Consider the following 20,580-nt stretch of genomic DNA (forward strand, 5'->3'; position numbering starts at 1 on the left):
TTGAACTTGGCAAGCGCTTTTGAGGAAATAATTTAAATCTTTTTCAAAAGCGCTTTTACCGAGAGAACTTCCCTATATAGAGGAAGCTTATTTTGCCTTGTGATAACTGGTGACCAGCTCTACTTCATTCTTCGATCCGAGGAAGACCGGTACACGCTGATGCAGCTTTTCCGGCTGGATATCGAGGATGCGCTGTTGCCCGTCCGTCGCTGCGCCGCCTGCCTGCTCGACGATGAAGGCCATAGGGTTGGCTTCATACATCAGGCGCAGCTTGCCTGGCTTGTCCGGTTCACGCGCATCGGCCGGGTACATAAAGATACCGCCACGGTTCAGGATGCGATGCACATCTGCCACCATTGAGGCGATCCAGCGCATATTGAAGTCTTTCGCGCGCGGGCCGGTGCTGCCTGCCAGCATTTCATCGACGTAGCGCTTGACCGGCGGGTGCCAGTGGCGCGCATTCGATGCATTAATAGCAAATTCCTTGGTATCTGCCGGGATTTGCATGTTGCGCTGGGTCATGACCCATGAGCCCATTTCGCGATCCAGCGTAAAGCACTGCACGCCGTTGCCAGTTGTCAGCACCAATACCGTCTGCGGGCCATAGACTGCATAGCCAGCCACGACTTGCTTGCTGCCAGGTTGCAGGAAGTCAGCTTCGGTCGGTGATTCCATGCCGTCGGCCGCTTTCAGCACCGAGAAAATGGTGCCGATCGATACATTGACGTCGATATTGCTGGAGCCGTCGAGCGGATCGAACAGCAACAGGTATTCGCCCATAGGGTAGCGATTCGGGATCGGATGGATGGTTTCCATTTCTTCCGACGCCATTGCCGCCAGATGACCACCCCATTCATTCGCTTCCAGCAGGATGTCGTTGGAGATGATGTCCAGCTTCTTTTGTACTTCGCCCTGGACGTTCTCGCTTTGCGCCGTACCCAGCACTTCGCCGAGCGCGCCTTTACCGACCGCATGGCTGATCGTTTTACAGGCGCGGGCAACAACCTCAAGCAGCAAACGCAATTCTGCCGGGATGTTGTTGTGCAGACGCTGCTCTTCAATCAGGTATTGCGTGAGACTGATACGTTTCATGTGGTCCTTTTAATCTTGGTTGGTTCTGTGGTTAGTTCTGTAATGACCGGTTTTGTTGCACAAACCCGGTTTAGCTATATATAGGCGCCTATTATCGGTCAGTTGGCCGCCAGGGACTTGCTGACCACTTCGCGCGTATCTTTCGACAATTTGGCGGTATCGGCAACCTGCTGCAGGGCGGCGCGCATTTTTTGCTGCAAGGCAGGCGCATATTTACGCCAGCGATCCAGGCTACGCGCCAGACGTGCCGCCACTTGCGGGTTGATGGCATCGAGTGTGATCACTTGTTCCGCCCAGTATGCGTAACCACTGCCATCCGCAGCATGGAAGCGCGACGGATTGCCATTGCAGAAGCTGAATATCAGACTACGCGCCCGATTCGGGTTCTTGATCGAGAAAGCCGGATGCTTCATCAAGGTACGCACTGCCGCCACATCCGTGGTGCGCGCCATGGCTTGCAGGCTGAACCATTTGTCGATGACCAGCGGCTCTTGCTCGAAATCACTGTAAAACCGGGCCAGCGCTTCAGCCTTGCCCGGCGCCTGGCTATTTGCCAATGCTGCCAAGGATGCCATTCTATCTGTCATATTGTTTGCTGCGTCATATTGCACCTGTGCCAGGGCATGCGCTTCCGCATCGTCGAGCTCAGCCAGATAAGAGAGCGCCAGGTTTTTCAGCGCACGTTTACCGGACGAAGCAGCATCCGGGCTATACGCACCTTCGGTCTGGTTCGCTTTATATACAGCGTTGAAATCCTGGCGCAGGTCTTGTGCCAGCGAAAGGCGCAGGAAACGACGCGCCGTATGGATAGCTTGCGGATCGATGACGTCCATTTGTTCGGCGATCACCGTTTCTGCCGGCAAGGTCAGTACGGTTTCGCGGAAAGCCGGATCCAGCGTTTGATCATTCAGGCTGGCACGCAGGCTGTCGCTCAACGCTACATCAACACTCAGGGCGCTGCCGGTTTGTTGTGCCGCTGCTGTCAACGCCAGCAAACGACGCGTTGCCAGACGCTGACCTGCTTCCCAACGATTGAAGGCGTCACTGTCATGCGCCATCAGAAAGGCCAGATCCTCATCACTGTAGTCATACTCCAGCACTACCGGCGCAGAGAAATTACGCAGCAAGGAAGGTACCGGTTTTTCGGCGACCTGAGTGAAGTGGAAGGTTTGCTGGCTTGCAGTCAGTTCCAGCACCAGGGTTTCTGGCTGGCCGCCATGACCATTCAATGACAATGGCATATCTTTACCCTGGCCATCCAGCAAACCGATTGCTACCGGGATGTGGAACGGCAATTTCTTCGTCTGACCGGGTGTCGGCGGGCAGGATTGCGCCAATGTGACGTCGTAAGTCCGCTTTTCAGCATCGTACGAAGTCGTGACTTTCACGCGCGGCGTACCAGCCTGGCTATACCAGCGCTCAAATTGCGTCAGATCGCGCCCGTTGGCGTCCATCATGGCGGCGCGGAAGTCATCGCATTCCACGGCATGGCCGTCATGACGCTCGAAATAGAGATCCATCCCTTTGCGGAAACCATCGCGACCGAGCAAGGTTTGGTACATGCGCACGACTTCTGCGCCTTTTTCATAAATGGTGACAGTGTAGAAGTTACTGATTTCAACAAAGGAATCCGGGCGTACAGGGTGCGCCATCGGACCCGCATCTTCCGGAAACTGCGCCTGGCGCAGCACACGCACATCATCAATACGTTTGACGGCACGACCACTGTCGGTGCCTATCATGTCGGCGGAGAATTCCTGATCACGGAATACGGTCAGGCCTTCTTTCAGCGATAACTGGAACCAGTCGCGGCAAGTCACACGGTTACCGGTCCAGTTATGGAAGTACTCATGACCGACCACCGCTTCGATATTGGCATAATCGGTGTCGGTAGCGATGCGCGGATTGGCCAGCACAAACTTGGTGTTGAAGATATTCAAACCCTTGTTTTCCATCGCGCCCATATTGAAGTCACCGACTGCGACGATCATGAAACGATCCAGATCCAGCTCCAGCCCATAACGCTCTTCATCCCAGTGGATGCTGTTGACCAGCGAATCCATCGCATGCTGGGTTTTATCCAGATTGCCTTCTTCCACCCAGACCTGCAGCAATGCCTCACGGCCGGATTTGAGTTTTTCGGTCTGTTCCTGGCACACCAGTTGACCAGCCACCAGTGCGAACAGATACGACGGTTTCTTGAACGGATCTTCCCACAAGGCATAGTGACGACCGTCACCAAGGTCGCCCTGTTCAATCAGATTGCCGTTGGACAGCAAGACCGGGTATTTCTTTTTGTCACCGCGCAGCATGACGGTGTATTGCGCCATGACGTCGGGGCGATCCGGGAAATAGGTGATTTTGCGGAAACCTTCGGCTTCGCACTGCGTAAAGAAGTTACCGTTGGAGACGTACAAGCCCATCAGCGAGGTATTTTTATCCGGACGGATCAGGGTTTCGATTTCCAGCGTGATGTCATCTGCCTTGGTCGGGATGCGCAAAATGCCATCAACCAGTTTGTAATCACGCTTGCCCAGGTTTTTCCCGTTCAGGCGGATTTGCACCAATTCCAGTTCTTCCCCGTGCAATACCACTGCCTGCTCCGGACTCGCCGGATTGCGTGCCAGTGTCATGCGGGTCGCAACACGGGTAGCCGACGGATCGAGGTCAAAACCCATCTCGACGGTACGAACCCAGTAGCCTGGTGGTGTGTAGTCTTTACGATAAATCGTCGGAGTAGTGTCGGTGCGCATAGGAGTCTGTGTAGGTGGGTGCAAAGCAAAGAGTCATTTTACCAATCATGGGATTGAAAATGGAATCTGCTTGTCTGAGCATAACAGGGGGAAAAGCGCGGTCGTACGCCGATTAGGAATATGAATAACAATCCATATCTGTATTGCGTATAAGAAGTATTGCCCGGTTACAAAATGTAACGGCTGTTTTACCCAGTACCGCTATGCTATACGTATCTGCTTTAAGGAGAAGAAAAATGAAACGCTGGTTATTGATGGGCATCGCATTGTCGAGCCTGCTATTAAGTGGCTGTGCATCAGTCATCAGGACAGATGTGGTGGCCTTCCATGAATGGCCAGCAGACTTACAGAATAAAAGCTATGTATTTGACCGCAAAGCTGGTCAGGATAACAACCTGGAAGAGAAAAGCTACGAAAACCTGGTCCGGACTGAGCTGACCCGACTCGGCTTTACCGAAGCTGCGACACCTGCAGCCGCCAATCTGAAGGTGGCACTGAGCTACAAAATCGATAGTCGCGATGTGAGAACAGTGCAACCTTACGTGGTCGATCCTTACTGGTACGGTCCATACTACGGTCCCGGCTGGCGCTATGGCCGCTACTATGATCCGTTCTGGTATCCAGGCCCTGTTACTCAATATCGTGAAGTCCAGTACCAACTCTTCCAACGTCAGTTGAATGTACTGATCACGAACATCAAGAGCGGTAAAAAACTGTACGACGTGACCGTGCATAGCAGCGGCGGCAATGGTTCGCTGGCTTTTGCGATGCCGTATATGGTGCGTAGCGCCTTTACCGACTTCCCGGGCAAGAATGGCGTCCCCAGACGCATAGACCTGGAAATCAAGGAATAATGTACAGGTACATATGAAAAAGGCGACTTGCTTAAGTCGCCTTTTTTATTGGTGCGGAATTATTTGTGCAGATACAAGGACTTAAGACGTGTAATACGCCAGCGAGCCGAAGGTCAGGCCCACCACGATCAGCACACCACAAGCCAGCACTATCAGCAAACGGCCAAATTTAGGATTGCCATCAGCGCCGGATGGCTGCTCTTCCGGATGCTGCATCGGATTGTTGTCTGACTCTTGCATGACGCCATCCTTATGGCAGCAAAATGGTGGAACCCGTGGTCTTGCGGGATTCCAGGTCACGATGGGCTTGCGCCACATCTTTCAACGCATAGCGCTGATTGATGTCTATCTTGATCTTGCCGCTCTCCACCATGCCAAACAGTTCCGCCGCCATCATTTCCAGGTCGTCGCGCTTCGCAATGTAATTGAAGAGCGATGGTCGGGTCACGAACAGCGAACCACGCGACGCCAGTTCATTCAGGCTGAATGGCGGTACCGGGCCGGACGCGCCGCCGAAACTGACCATCATGCCCAGCGGCGACAGACAATCGAGGGAGCCGGTGAAGGTATCTTTGCCGATCGAATCATAAACCACGGGCACGCCTTTGCCGTCAGTGATTTCCTTGACGCGCTCTACAAAGTTTTCCTTGTTGTAGTTGATGGTATGTACACAGCCATGTGCTTTTGCCAGCGCAGCTTTTTCATCCGAGCCTACCGTACCTATCATGGTCACGCCCAGGGCACGCGCCCATTGGCAAGCGATCAGGCCGACGCCGCCCGCGGCCGCATGGAACAAAATTGTTTCCCCGCCCTGCAGACGGAAAGTGCGCCGGAACAGATATTGCACCGTCAGCCCCTGCAACATCATGGCAGCAGCAGTTTCAAAACTGATCGCACCTGGCAATTTGACCAATACATCTGCCGGAAGCACGCGTGCTTCCGCATATGCGCCCGGAGGACGCCCGGCATAAGCAACCCGGTCACCCGGCTTGATGTGCGTCACACCTTCGCCCACCGCTTCCACCACACCCGCGCCTTCCATGCCCAGTCCGGCCGGCAGCTGCTGCGGGTAAGTACCCATGCGGAAATACACATCGATGTAATTCAAGCCACATGCATGCTGGCGGATCAGCGCTTCGCCACGACCCGGCGCAGGCAGGTCTACATCAACATATTCCATTACTTCCGGACCACCGACTGCGGAAATTCTGATCGCTTTTGTCATGCGCAACTCTCTTTAATATAGAAGTGGAGATGAATCAAAACGTGCCGGGATAGCCGCCGCCATCGAGCAGGATATTTTGCCCGTTAATATAACCCGCATGCACGCTGCATAAAAATGCGCAAGTCGCGCCGAACTCTTGTCGTGTACCGAAGCGTTTGGCCGGGTTGGCCGCGCGCCGTGCTGCGCTGACTTCTTCTACCGAGCGGCCGCTGGATGCGGCGGCGGCAGAAAATATAGCCGTCAGCCTGTCGGTTTCAAACGGGCCGGGCAAAAGATTATTGATGGTGACATTGCGCGCCACTGTTTTACGCGCCAGACCGGCAACAAAACCGGTAAGGCCGGAGCGCGCGCCATTCGACAAACCCAGGCTGTCTATCGGCGCCTTGACCGCACTCGAGGTGATGTTGATGATGCGCCCAAAACCGCGCGCCATCATGCCATCCACCGTTGCCTTGATCAGTTCGATAGGCGTCAACATATTCGCATCCAGTGCCGCGATCCAGTCATCCCGGCTCCAGTCGCGAAAATCACCCGTCGGTGGGCCAGCAGCATTCGTGACCAAAATATCCGGCTGCGGACACACCGACAGTGCCTGCGCACGTCCTTCCTCAGTCGCAATGTCGCACGCCACGATGGTAATCATGCTGTCTGATACGGCGCGAATTTCGCTGGCGCTGGCTTGCAGGACCTCCAGGTTGCGCGCCACCAGCGTGACATTCACACCTTCCGCCGCCAGCGCTTCGGCGCAACCACGACCCAACCCGCGACTCGCACCGCAGACCAATGCCGATTTCCCTCGTATGCCTAAATCCATTTAGTCGTCCTACACACGTTTTTTAGATAAGAGATAAATACCGCACAGTACCAGCGCGGTTCCTGCCAACTGTATGCCGGTAATCGGCTCATCAAGTATCAGTGCAGCCAGGAACAGGATGGAAACCGGGCCTATCATGCCCGCCTGCGAAGCCGTCGCCGCACCGATGCGATCAACCGCTATCATGGTCAGGAACACTGGCATCACTGTACAGAAGAATCCATTAATCATCGACAAGCCATACACCGCCATCGGCTGTATCAGCGTCGAGGCCGGACGCAGGACAAAGAATTGCACAATGCAGGCGACGCTCGAAACACACATCGCGTATGCCACCAGACGCAAGGCGCCGACCCGCTTCACCAACTCACCTGAACCGAGTAAATAAATCGCATAGGAAATGGCACTACCCAGTACCAGCAAGCTGCCGAGTGCGACGTTGGAACCGCCGATGCGTGCGTCATGCACAAACACCAGCACCGTACCAAGATAGGAAATGCCGAGGGCTGCCCATTCCAGCATGGTGATTTTCCGCTTCATGACGAAGATGGAAATCAGCAACACGAAGGACGGCGTCAGAAACAGGATCAGGCGTTCCAGCCCGACGGAAATATATTGCAGGCCGAGGAAATCAAGAAAACTGGAGAGGTAGTAGCCGAGCAAACCCAGGATAACGATTTGCCCTTTTTCCGCACGTGTCAACGGAACCGCCGTGCGCGCCTTCCATGCGCCGATGGCGATGAAGAAAGGCAGCGAAAAGATCATGCGAAAAGCAATCAGCGTAACGGCATCCACCCCGTAGCGATAGATGAGTTTGGCCACAATTGCTTTGGTAGAAAACAAAATCGCGCCCAGCAGCGCGATCGTCAGACCTATGAGGAATTGTTTGCGTTCGGAGGAAGTGGAATCGGCCATCCCGTCATTTTAAAGGTTAAGCGACTTTCACGTCGCCGCCCGCCAAAATGACCAGTTCCCCCTGCCCGACTTAGAACAGGTGGCCGAGTTTGGCCGCCTTGGTGGTCAGATAACGCTCGTTAAACGGATTACGCGTAATCACCAGCGGTACGCGCTCCACCACTTTGACGCCGAGTTGTTCCATCGCCTTGATCTTGCGTGGATTGTTCGTCATCAGGCGCAGTGCCGAAATCTTCAGGTGGCGCAACATAGGCTGACACAGCTTGTAGTTACGTTGATCCGGTTTGAAACCCAGCGCTTCATTCGCCTCGACCGTATCGGCACCGGCATCCTGCAATTGATAAGCACGGATTTTATTGACGAGGCCGATGCCGCGTCCTTCCTGGCGCAAATAAAACAAGGCGCCCCGCCCCTCTTCGGCAATACGCTTCAACGCGGCTTCCAGTTGCGGGCCGCAATCACAACGCAGGCTGAACAAGCCGTCACCAGTCAGGCATTCGGAGTGAATGCGCGACAATACCGGCTCGCCGTCCGTGACATCGCCCAGCGTAATGGCGACGTGCTCCTTGCCGGTGCCAGGTTCGACAAAAGCATGCAGGCGAAAGCTTGCCCACGGCGTCGGCAATTCGCACGACGCAGCGTAATCGAGTTCAACTTCAGAGGAGACTGCCGCTTCCACGGCGGCATTCGGGGTAAGACTTGTATTCATGAGTAAACGCTTCAATCAACCAGCAAATGCGGTAAATACCGACCATCGGCATTTACCGCATTGTTGCTCAGAAGACGAAGGATATCAGGCTGCGAGCAATTCGTTTATTGCGTCGCTGGTTTTGGCTTGCGCTTTTTGCACGCCTTCCGCACCCATTGCGATACCTTCGCTCTGAATAAATGTCACATCAGTCAGGCCGATGAAGCCAAGAACAGCACGCAAATAGGTGCTGGTGTAGTCCATGGCTTGCGCCGGACCTTCGCTGTAGACGCCACCGCTGGCAGTAAATATATAGACTTTTTTACCAGTCAGCAGGCCAACCGGGCCTTGCTCTGTATATTTAAAGGTCACGCCGGCACGGGCAACATGGTCTATCCAGGCTTTCAGACCCGATGTAATAGAGAAATTGTACATGGGAGCGCCGATTACGATCACGTCCGCGTCAAAAAGCTCTTGTACCAGGGTTTCCGACAGTTTGGCGATTTGCGCCTGTTCTGCTGTGCGGTTTTCCGCTGGGGTGAAGAATGCGCCCAGGGTCTGTCCGTCCAGATGTGGCAAAGGTTGCGCTGCGACGTCGCGATCAACGACCACTGCGTTAGGCTCTTTGGTTTTCCATTTGTTGATGAATTCGGCAGTTGCCTTGCGGGAAACTGAATCGCCGTTACGTACGCTGCTATTAACGTTGAGGATCTTGGTCATGATAAAACTCGCTTTCTGGTCAGGTGATGTCTTGAGCGTTCGTAACTAATATTTAGGTCGCTGTCCGACGTGTTTTTTGCCAAATCAGTGATGACTGATTTCTTGCAACCATCGTAGAACAGGATTAGCATCAAGAAAACCCACATTGTTTAACTTATTATCATCGATAATTTCGATATGAGAGAACCCGGCCTCCCCACCCTCGACCAGTTGCGCGTCTTCGTTGCCGTCATCGACTGCGGCAGCTTTTCGCGTGCCGCACGTGAGCTGCACCGCACCCAGTCGGTCATCAGCTACACCATCGCCAATCTGGAAGCACAGTTGAATGTAGAGCTTTTCGACCGTAGTAAGCGCAAACCAACCTTGACTGAAGCGGGCAAGGCTTTGCTGGCCGATGCGCGTACCGTTGGCATGAAAGTGGATGCCATGCGGGCGCGCGCCAAAACCCTGGCGCAGGGGCTGGAAGCGGAAGTGTCGCTGGTAGTGGACGTGATGTTTCCGAACTGCCGACTGGTGCGGGCACTGGAAGCATTCCAGCGCGAATTCCCGACCATTGCGCTGCGCCTGCGCATAGAAGCGCTGGGCGCGGTCATGCATCTGGTCAGTGAACGGGTGTGCCAGATCGGCATTACGGGTCCCATGCTGGATTTCTCAGATACCTTCCAGCATCAGCAATTAGGGCATATCAAGATGATCCCGGTCGCATCGCCCGATCACCCACTCGGCAAAATGACAGGCGTTATCCCGACCGAGGTCGCACGCGACCACATTCAGTTGGTACTGACGGATCGAAGCCAGCTGACTTCCGGACAGAATTTTGGCGTGATTGCACTGCGCGACTGGCGTCTCGGCGACCTTGGTGCCAAGCACATGCTGTTGTTGAATGGCCTGGGCTGGGGTTCGATGCCGGAAGAAATGATCAAGGCCGACCTGCAGAGTGGTCGTCTGGTGCATCTGCAACTGGCGCACATGATCAGTGGTCAGTATTCGCTGCATATGATTAACAGGGTCGATGAAGCGCCGGGCGTGGCCGGACGCTGGCTGATGCAGTACTTCGTCGATCATCCCCCCGAAGAAGCGTAAAACCGCAGCTGTCGTCATTGCTGCATATGCCGCAATGACGACAGCTGCAAACAACTTATTTTTTCTTCAGCAGCGAACCGAGTACACCACGGATGATTTCACGACCAGCGGTTGAACCCATGGTGCGTACCGCAGATTTCAACATCGCTTCCACTACCGTATCGCTGCGACGGCCACCACCTTTTTTGGCGCCGCCATTCGAGCTGCCGCCGAATATGCCACCCAGCATGCCGCCTAAACCACCTTCTTCTTCCTCTTCCTTGGTGGCAGCTTCCTGGCCCTGCGCCGCTCTTGCCTTGAGCTTCTCATAGGCAGATTCACGATCAACTGCTTTTTCGTAGACACCTGCAACCACGGAAGATGCAATCAGCGCAGCACGCTCGGCTTCGGTGATCGGGCCTATCTGCGATGCCGGCGGCAACACGTAGCCGCGCTCAACGATGGTCGGACGACCTTTTTCATCGAGGAAAGACACCAGTGCCTCGCCTACACCCAGTTCCGTAATGACCTGCACCACATCCAGCGCCGGATTCGGACGGAAAGTTTGCGCTGCCGCCTGCACTGCTTTCTGGTCGCGCGGCGTATAGGCGCGCAACGCATGTTGTACACGATTACCGAGCTGGCCGAGTACCGTGTCTGGAATATCCAGCGGGTTTTGCGTGACGAAATAGACGCCGACGCCTTTGGAACGGATCAGACGCACAACTTGTTCGATTTTTTGCAGCAATGGTTTCGGTGCTTCGCTGAACAACAAGTGCGCTTCATCGAAAAAGAAAGCCAGTTTCGGCTTATCCATGTCGCCTACTTCGGGCAAATGTTCGAACAGTTCAGACAGCATCCACAGCAGGAAAGTCGAGTACAGCATCGGCGAATTCATCAATTTGTCCGCCGCCAGGATGTTGACCACACCTTTGCCCCTGGCATCGGTTTGCATCAAATCCTCGATGTTCAGCATAGGCTCGCCAAAGAATTTATCGCCGCCCTGTTCATCAACGCTAATCAGGCCGCGTTGAATCGCACCTATGCTGGCACTGGAAATATTGCCGTATTCAGTCTGGAAAGTAGCCGCGTTATCGCCTACATACTGCAGCATCGCACGCAAATCCTTGGTATCGAGCAGCAATAAGCCGTTATCGTCGGCGATCTTGAATACCAGCTGCAACACGCCCTGTTGTGTATCGTTGAGATTAAGCATGCGCGCCAGCAGCAAGGGGCCGAGGTCGGAAATCGTGGCGCGTACCGGATGGCCTTTTTCGCCATACACATCCCAGAAAGTAACTGGCACACCAGCCCAGGCTGGCTGCTCCAACCCCAGCATCTCAAAGCGTTCCTTGACCTTGCCGCTGGCCGTCCCAGCCTTGGCGATACCCGACAAATCGCCCTTCACGTCCGCCATGAAAACCGGTACGCCTATATCTGACAAGGCCTGCGCCAGAGTCTGCAGCGTCACGGTCTTACCGGTACCGGTTGCCCCGGTGATACAACCATGCCGATTGGCAAGCTCAGGCAGCAGCGTTAATTCATGTTCTTTGTTTTTAGCAATCAGCAGAGGATTTGGCATGGTCTGGTCCAAAGGTGGGTCGGTTTGCAGCGGGGGCGATATGGTAAAATCCGCGCTTCATTATAGCTAACTCATCGGGAAAGATTCGTCATGGCAGGACATAGCAAATGGGCCAATATTCAGCATCGTAAGGGCCGTCAAGACGAAAGACGAGGCAAAATCTGGACCCGCCTGATCAAGGAGATCACGGTTGCAGCACGCATGGGCGGCGGCGATGTCGCAGCCAATCCGCGTTTACGCCTGGCAGTCGACAAGGCGGCCGATGCCAATATGCCGAAAGACAACGTCACGCGCGCGATCCAGCGCGGCAGCGGCGGTCTGGAAGGCGTCAATTACGAAGAGATCCGTTACGAAGGTTACGGCATCAACGGTGCAGCCGTACTGGTGGACTGCATGACCGACAACCGCGTCCGTACTGTCGCTGAGGTGCGCCATGCGTTCGCCAAATTCGGCGGCAATATGGGCACCGAAGGCTCGGTCGCTTTCATGTTCAAGCATTGCGGCCAGTTTTTCTTTGCCCCGGGTACCGATGAAGACAAATTGATGGAAGCTGCGCTGGAAGCAGGCGCCGACGATGTCACCACCGATGAAGAAGGCGGCATCGAAGTAGTGTGCCCACCGCATGATTTTTCGGCGGTCAAGGATGCACTGGCAGCAGCTGGCTTCAAGGCTGATCTGGCAGAAGTCGTGATGAAACCGGCGACCGAAACCGTGTTCCAGGGCGATGACGCGATCAAGATGCAAAAATTGCTGGATGCGCTGGAAAATCTCGACGACGTACAAGAGATCTATACCAACGCAGTCATCGAAGGCTAAGCAACCGTCAAAGAAAGCGGACCCACTCCGCTTTTTTTAATGACGCAAAATAGTCACAGGCAATACAGCAGCGCATAAGAATAAGCAAAGTAACCAGCGGCAGCGCAACACAGCGATGCCGCAATTTTGAAAAGTAATCACATGAAAATTCTGGTAGTCGGCTCAGGCGGCCGCGAACACGCACTGGCTTGGAAGTTGGCCCAATCCGAACGTATCCAAACCGTTTATGTTGCACCCGGCAACGGCGGCACCGCGCTGGACGACAGATTGAAGAATGTTGCGATCACCGATCCGCAGGAACTCGCGCAATTCGCATTGCAGGAACACATCGCGCTGACCGTAGTCGGCCCGGAAACCCCGCTGGCGGCCGGCATCGTGAATATCTTCCGCAACCAGGGCCTGAAGATTTTTGGCCCGACCAAGGAAGCCGCGCAACTCGAAAGCTCGAAAGACTTTGCCAAGTCCTTCATGCAACGTCACGCGATCCCGACCGCGGAATACCAGACTTTCTCCGAAGTGAGCGCAGCGCACGATTACATCAATCAAAAAGGTGCACCTATCGTCATCAAGGCCGACGGCCTGGCTGCCGGTAAAGGCGTAGTCGTCGCAATGTCACTGGACGAAGCGCATCAGGCTGTCGATATGATGCTGTCCGATAACAAACTCGGCGATGCCGGCGCGCGCGTGGTGATTGAAGAGTTCCTGTCAGGTGAAGAAGCCAGCTTCATCGTCATGGTCGATGGCAAAAACATCTTGCCGCTGGCCACCAGCCAGGATCACAAACGTCTGCAAGACAATGATGAAGGCCCGAACACCGGCGGCATGGGCGCGTACTCGCCTGCACCTATCGTAACCCCTGCTCTGCATGCACGCGTGATGCGTGAAATCATCCAGCCGACCGTACAAGGTATGGCCAAGGATGGCATTCCATTCTCCGGCTTCCTGTATGCGGGCCTGATGATAGATGACAAGGGCAATCCAAAAACGCTGGAATTCAACTGCCGCATGGGTGATCCGGAAACACAACCTATCATGGCGCGCCTGAAAACCGACCTGGTCGGCGTGATGGAACATGCCGTCAACGGCACACTGGATACGATCGAACTGGAATGGGATCGTCGTACCGCACTCGGCGTTGTGATGGCTGCTGCCGGTTATCCGGATGCACCACGCAAAGGCGACGTCATCAGCGGCATCCCGGCAGAGAACGCAGACAGCGTCACCTTCCACGCTGGTACCGCACTCAACAACGACCAGCTGACCACCACCGGTGGCCGCGTCCTGTGCGTAGTTGGTCTTGGTGACAGCGTCAAGGTTGCGCAAAAGCAGGCATATCAGGTTCTCGACCAGATCCATTTCGACGGCGCACAATTCCGCCGCGACATCGGCTGGCGCGCACTGAAACGCTCCTGAGCGTAAAGCAGTTCAAGCAAGGTCATTCCGGCGCAGGCGGGAATGACCTTGCTGCATTCAGGGCGTCGTATTCCGGCAAGTACCGCGCACAAGGTACAATCCGCCCTAAACCTTTTTAGCCTTTATATAGTGACCCCTTCCCTCCCCACACCCGCTGCTGTCAAAGAATATCTGCTGGGCCTGCAAGCGCGCATCGTCGCTGCGCTGGAGGCTGTTGACGGCCAGAGCTTCGGCACCGATAGCTGGCAACGACCGGAAGGTGGTGGCGGCATTTCGCGCATTATCGAAAACGGCAATGTGTTCGAACGGGGCGGCGTCGGCTTTTCGCATGTGATGGGCAAGAACCTGCCGCCTTCCGCGGCGGCCAATCGCCCGGAACTGGCCGGACGCAATTGGGAAGCCATGGGTGTGTCGCTGGTACTGCATCCGCGCAATCCATATGCACCTACCGTGCATATGAATGTACGCTTCTTTACCGCGACGGCAGAAGGCCAGGATCCGATCTGGTGGTTTGGCGGCGGCATGGACCTGACGCCGTATTACGGCTTTGAAGAAGATGCGCAGCACTTCCATCAAACTTGCCGCGACGCGCTGCAAGCCTTCGGTGACGATGTGCATCCGCGCTATAAGAAATGGTGTGACGATTATTTTTACCTGAAGCACCGGCAGGAACCACGCGGCGTCGGCGGTATTTTCTTCGATGATTTGAATACGCCGGATTTCGCGCAATGCTTCGCCTTGCAGCAAAGTGTCGGCGACCGCTTCATCGACGCCTACCTGCCCATCCTGCAAAAACGCAAGGATATGGCTTACGGCGAACGTGAACGCGACTTCCAGACCTATCGCCGCGGACGCTATGTAGAATTTAACCTGGTGTTCGATCGCGGCACTTTATTTGGCCTGCAATCGGGCGGGCGCACCGAATCTATCCTGATGTCGATGCCACCAGTGGTAACATGGCGCTACAATTGGCAACCGGAAGCCGGTAGCGCGGAAGCCCGCCTGTATTCCGACTTCCTGATACATCGCGATTGGGTCTGAAGTGAAGACCCCGGCCCTAGCCACTACGCGCTGCGTAGCCATACTCGGCGGCAGCTTTGATCCGGTGCACAACGGCCATGTTGCGCTGGCGAACTATTTCGTAGACTTGCTGAAACCGGATGAGTTACGCGTCATCCCAGCCGGAAATCCGTGGCAAAAACATGGTTTGCAGGCCACCGGGATCGACCGTGTAGCGATGGTGCGCACTGCCTTTAGCGCGCAAAAAACCGCTGTTTGTATCGATCAGCAAGAAATCCAGCGTGATAGCGCAACCTATACGATAGACACCCTGCGTGCGGTCCGCGAGGAACTGGGGCCGCAGGTTTCCATCATTTTCCTGATGGGCGCCGACCAATTGCAACACCTGAATACATGGCAGGAATGGCAACACATGTTTGACTATGCGCATATATGCGCTGCCTCGCGCCCGGGTTTCGCGATGGATGCAGCACATGTACCGGCCGTGGTGAACCAGGAATTCACCCGACGCGCAGGCACGCCGGAACAAATACGCAGCACCCCGCAAGGCCTGGCCTATCTTGCACCCAATCTGGCGGTCGATATTTCGGCCACCGGAATCCGCGCCGCGTTGCAACGCGGAGAACGACCGATTTCGCTGGTGCCTCCCGGGGTGCTAGACTATATTGAACAACATCACCTATATAAAAGCTAATGGACATCAAAAAACTGCAAGCCCTGGTAATCGACGCACTGGAAGACGTCAAAGCACAGGATATCAAGGTGTTCGATACCGTACATCTGACCAGCCTGTTTGACCGTATCGCTGTTGCCTCAGGTACCTCCAACCGCCAAACCAAGGCGCTGGCAGCATCCGTACGCGACAAAGTCAAAGCCAACGGCGGTGAAATCGTCAGCATCGAAGGCGAAGACACCGGCGAGTGGGTACTGGTCGATCTGGGCGACATGATCGTCCACATCATGCAACCAGCGATCCGCGCTTACTACCGCCTGGAAGAAATCTGGGGCGAGAAAGAAGTTAAATTCGGCGCCGCCAAACGCACATCGAAACGTGCCGCGGGCGACGAGGACGAAGCACCGAAGAAAGCTGCCGGTCGCCACCTGGCCGCAAGCCAGACTACACTGGACGACGACGAGCCGAAAAAACCGGCGCGCAAAACCGCTGCAGCCAAAACACCAGCGAAAAAAGCACCGGCCAAAAAAGCCGTAGGTAAAACCATTAAGGTAGCCGCAACCAAAACTGCAGAAGCCTATAAAAAGGCAGCACCGAAAAAAGCGCCGGCCAAGAAGGTAGCGAGCAAGGCAGCCGCCAAAGTTCGCGCACCGGCCAAGCCTAAAGCCAAAACTGCAGAGTAAGCGGACCCGCCTATGCAGCTCGTCATCGCTGCGGTTGGGCATAAGATGCCCGCCTGGATAGAAAGCGGCTTCGGCGAGTATGTGAAACGCATGCCGTCCGACTGCCGCGTTCACCTCAAAGAAATCAAACCGGTTGAACGTTCCGGCAGTAAAACCGCTGAGACTGCGATGGCACTCGAACGTGCCAAGATCGAAGCAGTGCTGCCGAAAGGCGCCCGCATCATCGCGCTGGACGAACACGGTAAAGACCTGACTTCGGTACAACTGGCGCAAATGCTGACGCAATGGCAGCAGGATGGCCGCGATGTCGCCTTCATCATAGGCGGCGCGGATGGCCTGGATGCCGAATTCAAAAAGAACGCCGATATGCTGATCCGCATCTCCAGCATGACGCTACCGCACGGCATGGTGCGCGTGATGCTGGCCGAACAGTTGTATCGCGCCTGGTCCATCACGCAAAACCATCCTTATCATCGGGTGTAATGGCCGTATGAAACCTCTGCCTAAGAAAATTTATCTGGCCTCCAAAAGCCCGCGCCGTCGCGAATTGCTGCGGCAAATGGGCATAGAATTCGAATTACTCCTGCTGCGCGACCAAACCCCACGCGGACCTGAAGTCACAGAAATCGTGTTGCCGGATGAACGCGCTGAAGACTATGTCGCCCGCGTTACTTTGGAAAAAGCAGCGTTCGCACAAAAAACCATGTGGTGGCGCAAATTACCGATACGCCCGATACTCGCGGCGGATACCACCGTGGTACTCGATGGCCGCATCCTCGGAAAACCTGCCAATGAAGCCGAAGCGATAGATATGCTGCGTTCGCTCTCCGGACGCACACACCAGGTGTTGACGCACATTGCGATCCTGCACGACGACAAAACCTTTCAACTGACGCAGCGCTCCGACGTCGCGTTTGCTGCCTTGCCGGATCAGGTCATACGCGCCTATTGCGCGACCTCTGAGCCGTATGACAAGGCAGGCGGTTATGGCATCCAGGGCCAGGCCGCACTCTTCATTCAAGACATCGCCGGCAGTTATTCAGGCATTATGGGTCTGCCCATCTTTGAAACCGGAAAATTATTGGAACAGGCAGGGATCCACATTCTATGAGTGAAGATATTCTCGTCAACGTGACGCCGCAGGAAACCCGCGTCGCCCTGGTCTTGCAAGGCGCAGTCCAGGAACTGCACGTCGAACGTACCTTGTCACGCGGCATGGCCGGCAATATTTATCTCGGCAAAGTCGTGCGCGTACTGCCGGGCATGCAATCCGCCTTCGTCGATATCGGGCTGGAACGTGCGGCCTTCCTGCATGTCGCCGATATCTGGGACGCCCGTTCGAATGAGAGTCCACCCAGTTCGCCGACGCCGATTGAACGCATGCTGTACGACGGCCAGTCTGTCACCGTACAAGTTATCAAGGATCCTATCGGCACCAAGGGTGCGCGCCTGTCGACACAGATTTCGATCGCCGGACGCATGCTGGTGTACCTGCCGCAGGAATCGCACATCGGTATTTCGCAACGCATAGAAAACGAAGTGGAACGGGAAATCCTGCGTGAGAAAGTACAGAAGCTGATACTGCCGGAAGAAAAAGGCGGCTTCATCATCCGTACCATGGCGGAAGATGCCTCCGATGCCGACCTGCAGTCGGACGTCGAATACTTGCGCAAAACCTGGGCCAATATCCTCCAGCAAGCGAAGACCAAACCCGCACCAGCCCTGCTGTATCAGGATCTGGACCTGGCACAACGTGTGATGCGCGACTTCGTCAATGACGAAACCGCCAGCATCCAGGTTGACTCACGCGAGAACTACCTGAAGCTGCAACAGTTCGCCGAACTCTATACGCCATCACTGTTACCCAAGCTGGCGCACTATCCCGGCGAACGACCACTGTTCGATTTGTACGGCGTGGAAGAAGAAATCCAGCGCGCACTCGGACGTCGCGTTGATTTGAAATCCGGCGGCTACCTGATCGTCGATCAGACCGAAGCGATGACGACCATCGACGTGAATACCGGCAGCTTCGTCAACGGCCGTAATTTCGACGATACGATTTTCAAAACCAATCTGGAAGCGTCGCACGCCATCGCGCGCCAGCTACGCCTGCGCAATCTGGGCGGCATCATGATCCTCGATTTCATCGACATGGAAAATGCCGAACACAAGAGCGCCGTGCTGAATGAGTTGAACCGTGCTCTCGCACGCGATCGCACCAAGGTATCAGTATCCGGCTTTTCCGCGCTGGGCCTGGTCGAGATGACGCGCAAACGCACACGCGAATCGCTGGCGCATATCCTGTGTGAGCCCTGTCCTGCATGTAGCGGCAAAGGCCAGGTCAAAACTGCACGCACGATCTGTTACGAGATCCTGCGCGAACTGACACGTGAAGCGAAGCAGTTCAATCCGCGCGAATTCCGCATTCTGGCGTCGCAAGTCGTCATCGACATGTTCCTCGAAGAAGAATCCCAGCATCTGGCCATGCTGGGCGCCTTCCTGGGTAAACCGATTTCATTGCAGGTAGAGACGGTGTACCACCAGGAACAGTACGACGTCATCCTGATGTAAGTCACGCAGCTTGCCGCAATAAAAAACGGAGCCATTTCACTGGCTCCGTTTTTATTTGTACTGCGGATCGCTTTTACTCTTTCCAGTAATTCGCGATCCATGGTGCCTTGCGCACAAAACGCAGTGCACGGTTACGTCGCCCTTCCAGTGCATCCGGTGGATTCACTTCACCGTGGAAGATTACGATCTTGGTATCTGCAGGCACGAACGGTTCACGCCAGTAATTGGTCGGCCAGGTCGGGATGCAATGGTATTTATAGCTGCAGCACCACGAAGCCGGCCAGTAACTCAGCTTGCCCTGCTTGTGCAGCACATCAGACAGGAAAGCCTGTTCATTGCGGAAAGCACTGCGCGCATCCGCCTGCGTGGTACGGAATTGCTGCAAGACGTCGGCATGTGCGCCCAGTTTGAAGCGATAGACGGATGAGTTACCCGTCACACGCCATGGACGTTTCCAGTCATGAATAATCAGGAATTCGCCTGGATATTCAAAGAAGGCATCGATCTTGTCGGTAATCACGACGTCAACGTCGAGGAACAATGCGGTACCGGTCAAGCCATGCAGGTCGGCTTCGAAGGTAGTCAGCTTCTTCCAGCCACGCTCCGGCAAACCATCCGGCAGCTTCAGATCAGGAATAGGGAAACATTCGACTTCGGAACGGATGCCGGTGCCGTCATCCGTCAGGCAGACAAAGCGAAAATCGCCGGTCAGGTTACGACGCACCATCGCGTACAGGCGATTCACGTATTCCGGGCCGTACTTCGTGCCCCATTTCATGCACAGGATAACGCGCTCATTACCGACTGCAACATGTTCCATATTGGCCTTCTCTGTCATACATTTTCTCCAGCGTACTGCATTAGGAATTTACTTCAAACTAAACGGACTTAATCCCGTTCGGCGTTTTCGTCAGCTTGTTAGCTTTGGTGTGGGCGCGGATCGCATCATTCTTCTTCCATGCTTCTTCCGACACATAACCGCGCGCGTGATCCAGGTGTACACAGATTGCACTGTAACGGATTTGCCTGGATGACAAACCCATATTCATCAGGCGCTCACCCAGCTCGCGATCTTCGCCACCATACTGCATTTCTTCATTAAAGCCATGACTGGCCAGCAAATCTGCTTTCCAGCCCGATGCGTTGGCACCGTTCCAGGTGGCCTTGGTCGGTGTCAGCGCATTCAGTATTTTTGCACCCACACCTTGTGCCGTCAGCTTCAGGCTCTTGATACTCGACTTGAATCCGCGTGCCTTCAGCCAATTCAAATCAAAACAATTTTGCTGCAGGATATCTTCTTTTGTGATCGCCTTAGAGATATCCATAGGCAGTTTGAAGTAACCGCCGGACAGGAAATAACCGGGTTTACGATACTGCATATGCGTCGCCACGAAATCCTTGCGCGGCACGCAATCACCATCGGTAAAGATCAGGTAGTCAGAACGAGACGCGAGTATCGCCTTGTTCAAAATCTTGGTCTTTTGAAAGCCATCATCCGGATGCCAGACGTGCACGATAGGAATCGCAATCAAAGCCTTTAACTCTTCGATACGCTGGCGCGTCTCCTCCCTCGAACCGTCATCGGCGATGACGATTTCAAAGTCGGTATAAGTCTGGGCGCTATATCCCCACAGGACTTTTTCCAGCCACTCGATAGAGTTATAGGTACTTAAAATGACAGATGCGTTCATTTAGGTAT

At 54.9% G+C, this 20,580-nt stretch carries 21 protein-coding genes; 10 read left to right on the forward strand and 11 right to left on the reverse strand.

What is annotated here, in order from left to right; all coding sequences use genetic code 11:
• Nucleotides 1-87 precede the first annotated feature (87 nt).
• On the reverse strand, nucleotides 88-1,092 hold the full coding sequence (locus DBR37_RS15745; RefSeq protein ID WP_124575433.1) for a class 1 fructose-bisphosphatase: 1,005 nt from the start codon (nucleotides 1,090-1,092) through the stop codon (nucleotides 88-90).
• Between the two features lie 98 nt (nucleotides 1,093-1,190).
• Nucleotides 1,191-3,845, reverse strand: coding sequence for an aminopeptidase N (pepN, locus tag DBR37_RS15750; RefSeq protein ID WP_124575434.1), 2,655 nt, complete (start codon nucleotides 3,843-3,845; stop codon nucleotides 1,191-1,193).
• A gap of 236 nt (nucleotides 3,846-4,081) precedes the next feature.
• Between pepN and DBR37_RS15755 the strand changes: the two genes are divergently transcribed.
• The gene (locus DBR37_RS15755; RefSeq protein WP_124575435.1) at nucleotides 4,082-4,699 is read left to right on the forward strand and encodes a DUF4136 domain-containing protein; all 618 of its coding nucleotides are present in this window, start codon (nucleotides 4,082-4,084) and stop codon (nucleotides 4,697-4,699) included.
• 81 nt (nucleotides 4,700-4,780) lie between these two features.
• Here the strand turns inward: DBR37_RS15755 and DBR37_RS17205 are convergent, their stop codons facing one another.
• The 6 genes from DBR37_RS17205 to DBR37_RS15780 all read right to left on the reverse strand — a co-directional run bounded on the left by DBR37_RS17205 (nucleotide 4,781) and on the right by DBR37_RS15780 (nucleotide 9,061).
• Nucleotides 4,781-4,939: a hypothetical protein gene (locus DBR37_RS17205; protein ID WP_199739140.1), complete on the reverse strand. Its 159-nt coding sequence runs from the start codon at nucleotides 4,937-4,939 to the stop codon at nucleotides 4,781-4,783.
• Between the two features lie 10 nt (nucleotides 4,940-4,949).
• On the reverse strand, nucleotides 4,950-5,924 hold the full coding sequence (locus tag DBR37_RS15760) for a quinone oxidoreductase (RefSeq protein ID WP_124575436.1): 975 nt from the start codon (nucleotides 5,922-5,924) through the stop codon (nucleotides 4,950-4,952).
• 34 nt (nucleotides 5,925-5,958) lie between these two features.
• Nucleotides 5,959-6,738: an SDR family oxidoreductase gene (locus tag DBR37_RS15765; protein ID WP_124575437.1), complete on the reverse strand. Its 780-nt coding sequence runs from the start codon at nucleotides 6,736-6,738 to the stop codon at nucleotides 5,959-5,961.
• 9 nt (nucleotides 6,739-6,747) lie between these two features.
• A complete protein-coding gene (locus tag DBR37_RS15770) occupies nucleotides 6,748-7,653 on the reverse strand; it encodes a DMT family transporter (RefSeq protein ID WP_124575438.1) in 906 nt (301 codons plus the stop codon).
• A 70-nt stretch (nucleotides 7,654-7,723) separates the two neighbouring features.
• On the reverse strand, nucleotides 7,724-8,362 hold the full coding sequence (gene ribA, locus DBR37_RS15775; protein WP_124575439.1) for a GTP cyclohydrolase II: 639 nt from the start codon (nucleotides 8,360-8,362) through the stop codon (nucleotides 7,724-7,726).
• Nucleotides 8,363-8,446: 84 nt separating this feature from the next.
• Nucleotides 8,447-9,061: an FMN-dependent NADH-azoreductase gene (locus DBR37_RS15780; RefSeq protein WP_124575440.1), complete on the reverse strand. Its 615-nt coding sequence runs from the start codon at nucleotides 9,059-9,061 to the stop codon at nucleotides 8,447-8,449.
• A 177-nt stretch (nucleotides 9,062-9,238) separates the two neighbouring features.
• Here DBR37_RS15780 and DBR37_RS15785 point away from each other — a divergent pair, with 177 nt between their 5' ends.
• Nucleotides 9,239-10,144 carry a LysR family transcriptional regulator gene (locus DBR37_RS15785; protein ID WP_124575441.1) on the forward strand — a complete coding sequence of 302 codons (906 nt, stop codon included), beginning with the start codon at nucleotides 9,239-9,241 and terminating at the stop codon, nucleotides 10,142-10,144.
• Between the two features lie 55 nt (nucleotides 10,145-10,199).
• Here the strand turns inward: DBR37_RS15785 and DBR37_RS15790 are convergent, their stop codons facing one another.
• A complete protein-coding gene (locus DBR37_RS15790) occupies nucleotides 10,200-11,705 on the reverse strand; it encodes a helicase HerA-like C-terminal domain-containing protein (protein WP_124575442.1) in 1,506 nt (501 codons plus the stop codon).
• 90 nt (nucleotides 11,706-11,795) lie between these two features.
• Between DBR37_RS15790 and DBR37_RS15795 the strand changes: the two genes are divergently transcribed.
• From DBR37_RS15795 to rng, 8 genes are all read left to right on the forward strand, one after another.
• Nucleotides 11,796-12,521 (forward strand): YebC/PmpR family DNA-binding transcriptional regulator, encoded by a 726-nt coding sequence (locus DBR37_RS15795; protein WP_124575443.1) that lies wholly within the window; start codon nucleotides 11,796-11,798, stop codon nucleotides 12,519-12,521.
• Between the two features lie 141 nt (nucleotides 12,522-12,662).
• On the forward strand, nucleotides 12,663-13,934 hold the full coding sequence (gene purD, locus DBR37_RS15800; RefSeq protein WP_124575444.1) for a phosphoribosylamine--glycine ligase: 1,272 nt from the start codon (nucleotides 12,663-12,665) through the stop codon (nucleotides 13,932-13,934).
• Nucleotides 13,935-13,976: 42 nt separating this feature from the next.
• Nucleotides 13,977-14,975, forward strand: coding sequence for an oxygen-dependent coproporphyrinogen oxidase (gene hemF, locus DBR37_RS15805; protein WP_124575445.1), 999 nt, complete (start codon nucleotides 13,977-13,979; stop codon nucleotides 14,973-14,975).
• A gap of 1 nt (nucleotide 14,976) precedes the next feature.
• Complete coding sequence (locus DBR37_RS15810; RefSeq protein ID WP_124575446.1) at nucleotides 14,977-15,648, forward strand: nicotinate-nucleotide adenylyltransferase; 672 nt, start codon at nucleotides 14,977-14,979, stop codon at nucleotides 15,646-15,648.
• Entirely contained in the window at nucleotides 15,648-16,310 is a 663-nt protein-coding gene (gene rsfS, locus DBR37_RS15815) for a ribosome silencing factor (RefSeq protein ID WP_124575447.1), read from the forward strand. The genes DBR37_RS15810 and rsfS overlap by 1 nt, the downstream gene beginning before the upstream one ends.
• Before the next feature lie 12 nt (nucleotides 16,311-16,322).
• The gene (rlmH, locus tag DBR37_RS15820) at nucleotides 16,323-16,793 is read left to right on the forward strand and encodes a 23S rRNA (pseudouridine(1915)-N(3))-methyltransferase RlmH (protein ID WP_124575448.1); all 471 of its coding nucleotides are present in this window, start codon (nucleotides 16,323-16,325) and stop codon (nucleotides 16,791-16,793) included.
• Nucleotides 16,794-16,800: 7 nt separating this feature from the next.
• Nucleotides 16,801-17,421, forward strand: a complete 621-nt coding sequence (locus tag DBR37_RS15825; protein WP_124575449.1) for a nucleoside triphosphate pyrophosphatase — start codon at nucleotides 16,801-16,803, stop codon at nucleotides 17,419-17,421.
• Nucleotides 17,418-18,881, forward strand: a complete 1,464-nt coding sequence (gene rng / locus DBR37_RS15830) for a ribonuclease G (protein WP_124575450.1) — start codon at nucleotides 17,418-17,420, stop codon at nucleotides 18,879-18,881. Before DBR37_RS15825 ends, rng begins: the two co-directional genes overlap by 4 nt.
• Before the next feature lie 73 nt (nucleotides 18,882-18,954).
• Here the strand turns inward: rng and DBR37_RS15835 are convergent, their stop codons facing one another.
• Both DBR37_RS15835 and DBR37_RS15840 read right to left on the reverse strand, forming a co-directional pair.
• Entirely contained in the window at nucleotides 18,955-19,719 is a 765-nt protein-coding gene (locus DBR37_RS15835) for a glycosyltransferase (protein ID WP_124575451.1), read from the reverse strand.
• A 40-nt stretch (nucleotides 19,720-19,759) separates the two neighbouring features.
• Nucleotides 19,760-20,572 (reverse strand): glycosyltransferase family 2 protein, encoded by an 813-nt coding sequence (locus tag DBR37_RS15840; RefSeq protein WP_124575452.1) that lies wholly within the window; start codon nucleotides 20,570-20,572, stop codon nucleotides 19,760-19,762.
• Between the last annotated feature and the right edge of the window lie 8 nt (nucleotides 20,573-20,580).

The organism is Herminiimonas sp. KBW02 (genome assembly GCF_003852535.1).
Taxonomy (GTDB): Bacteria; Pseudomonadota; Gammaproteobacteria; order Burkholderiales; family Burkholderiaceae_D; genus Oxalicibacterium.

Excerpts from the sequence above, each read along its gene's own strand:
- DBR37_RS15745 (WP_124575433.1), bottom strand. The coding sequence starts at position 1,092 with ATGAAACGTATCAGTCTCACGCAATACCTGATTGAAGAGCAGCGTCTG.
- pepN (WP_124575434.1), bottom strand. The coding sequence starts at position 3,845 with ATGCGCACCGACACTACTCCGACGATTTATCGTAAAGACTACACACCA.
- DBR37_RS15755 (WP_124575435.1), top strand. The coding sequence starts at position 4,082 with ATGAAACGCTGGTTATTGATGGGCATCGCATTGTCGAGCCTGCTATTA.
- DBR37_RS17205 (WP_199739140.1), bottom strand. The coding sequence starts at position 4,939 with ATGCAAGAGTCAGACAACAATCCGATGCAGCATCCGGAAGAGCAGCCA.
- DBR37_RS15760 (WP_124575436.1), bottom strand. The coding sequence starts at position 5,924 with ATGACAAAAGCGATCAGAATTTCCGCAGTCGGTGGTCCGGAAGTAATG.
- DBR37_RS15765 (WP_124575437.1), bottom strand. The coding sequence starts at position 6,738 with ATGGATTTAGGCATACGAGGGAAATCGGCATTGGTCTGCGGTGCGAGT.
- DBR37_RS15770 (WP_124575438.1), bottom strand. The coding sequence starts at position 7,653 with ATGGCCGATTCCACTTCCTCCGAACGCAAACAATTCCTCATAGGTCTG.
- ribA (WP_124575439.1), bottom strand. The coding sequence starts at position 8,362 with ATGAATACAAGTCTTACCCCGAATGCCGCCGTGGAAGCGGCAGTCTCC.
- DBR37_RS15780 (WP_124575440.1), bottom strand. The coding sequence starts at position 9,061 with ATGACCAAGATCCTCAACGTTAATAGCAGCGTACGTAACGGCGATTCA.
- DBR37_RS15785 (WP_124575441.1), top strand. The coding sequence starts at position 9,239 with ATGAGAGAACCCGGCCTCCCCACCCTCGACCAGTTGCGCGTCTTCGTT.
- DBR37_RS15790 (WP_124575442.1), bottom strand. The coding sequence starts at position 11,705 with ATGCCAAATCCTCTGCTGATTGCTAAAAACAAAGAACATGAATTAACG.
- DBR37_RS15795 (WP_124575443.1), top strand. The coding sequence starts at position 11,796 with ATGGCAGGACATAGCAAATGGGCCAATATTCAGCATCGTAAGGGCCGT.
- purD (WP_124575444.1), top strand. The coding sequence starts at position 12,663 with ATGAAAATTCTGGTAGTCGGCTCAGGCGGCCGCGAACACGCACTGGCT.
- hemF (WP_124575445.1), top strand. The coding sequence starts at position 13,977 with ATGACCTTGCTGCATTCAGGGCGTCGTATTCCGGCAAGTACCGCGCAC.
- rsfS (WP_124575447.1), top strand. The coding sequence starts at position 15,648 with ATGGACATCAAAAAACTGCAAGCCCTGGTAATCGACGCACTGGAAGAC.
- rlmH (WP_124575448.1), top strand. The coding sequence starts at position 16,323 with ATGCAGCTCGTCATCGCTGCGGTTGGGCATAAGATGCCCGCCTGGATA.
- DBR37_RS15825 (WP_124575449.1), top strand. The coding sequence starts at position 16,801 with ATGAAACCTCTGCCTAAGAAAATTTATCTGGCCTCCAAAAGCCCGCGC.
- rng (WP_124575450.1), top strand. The coding sequence starts at position 17,418 with ATGAGTGAAGATATTCTCGTCAACGTGACGCCGCAGGAAACCCGCGTC.
- DBR37_RS15835 (WP_124575451.1), bottom strand. The coding sequence starts at position 19,719 with ATGACAGAGAAGGCCAATATGGAACATGTTGCAGTCGGTAATGAGCGC.
- DBR37_RS15840 (WP_124575452.1), bottom strand. The coding sequence starts at position 20,572 with ATGAACGCATCTGTCATTTTAAGTACCTATAACTCTATCGAGTGGCTG.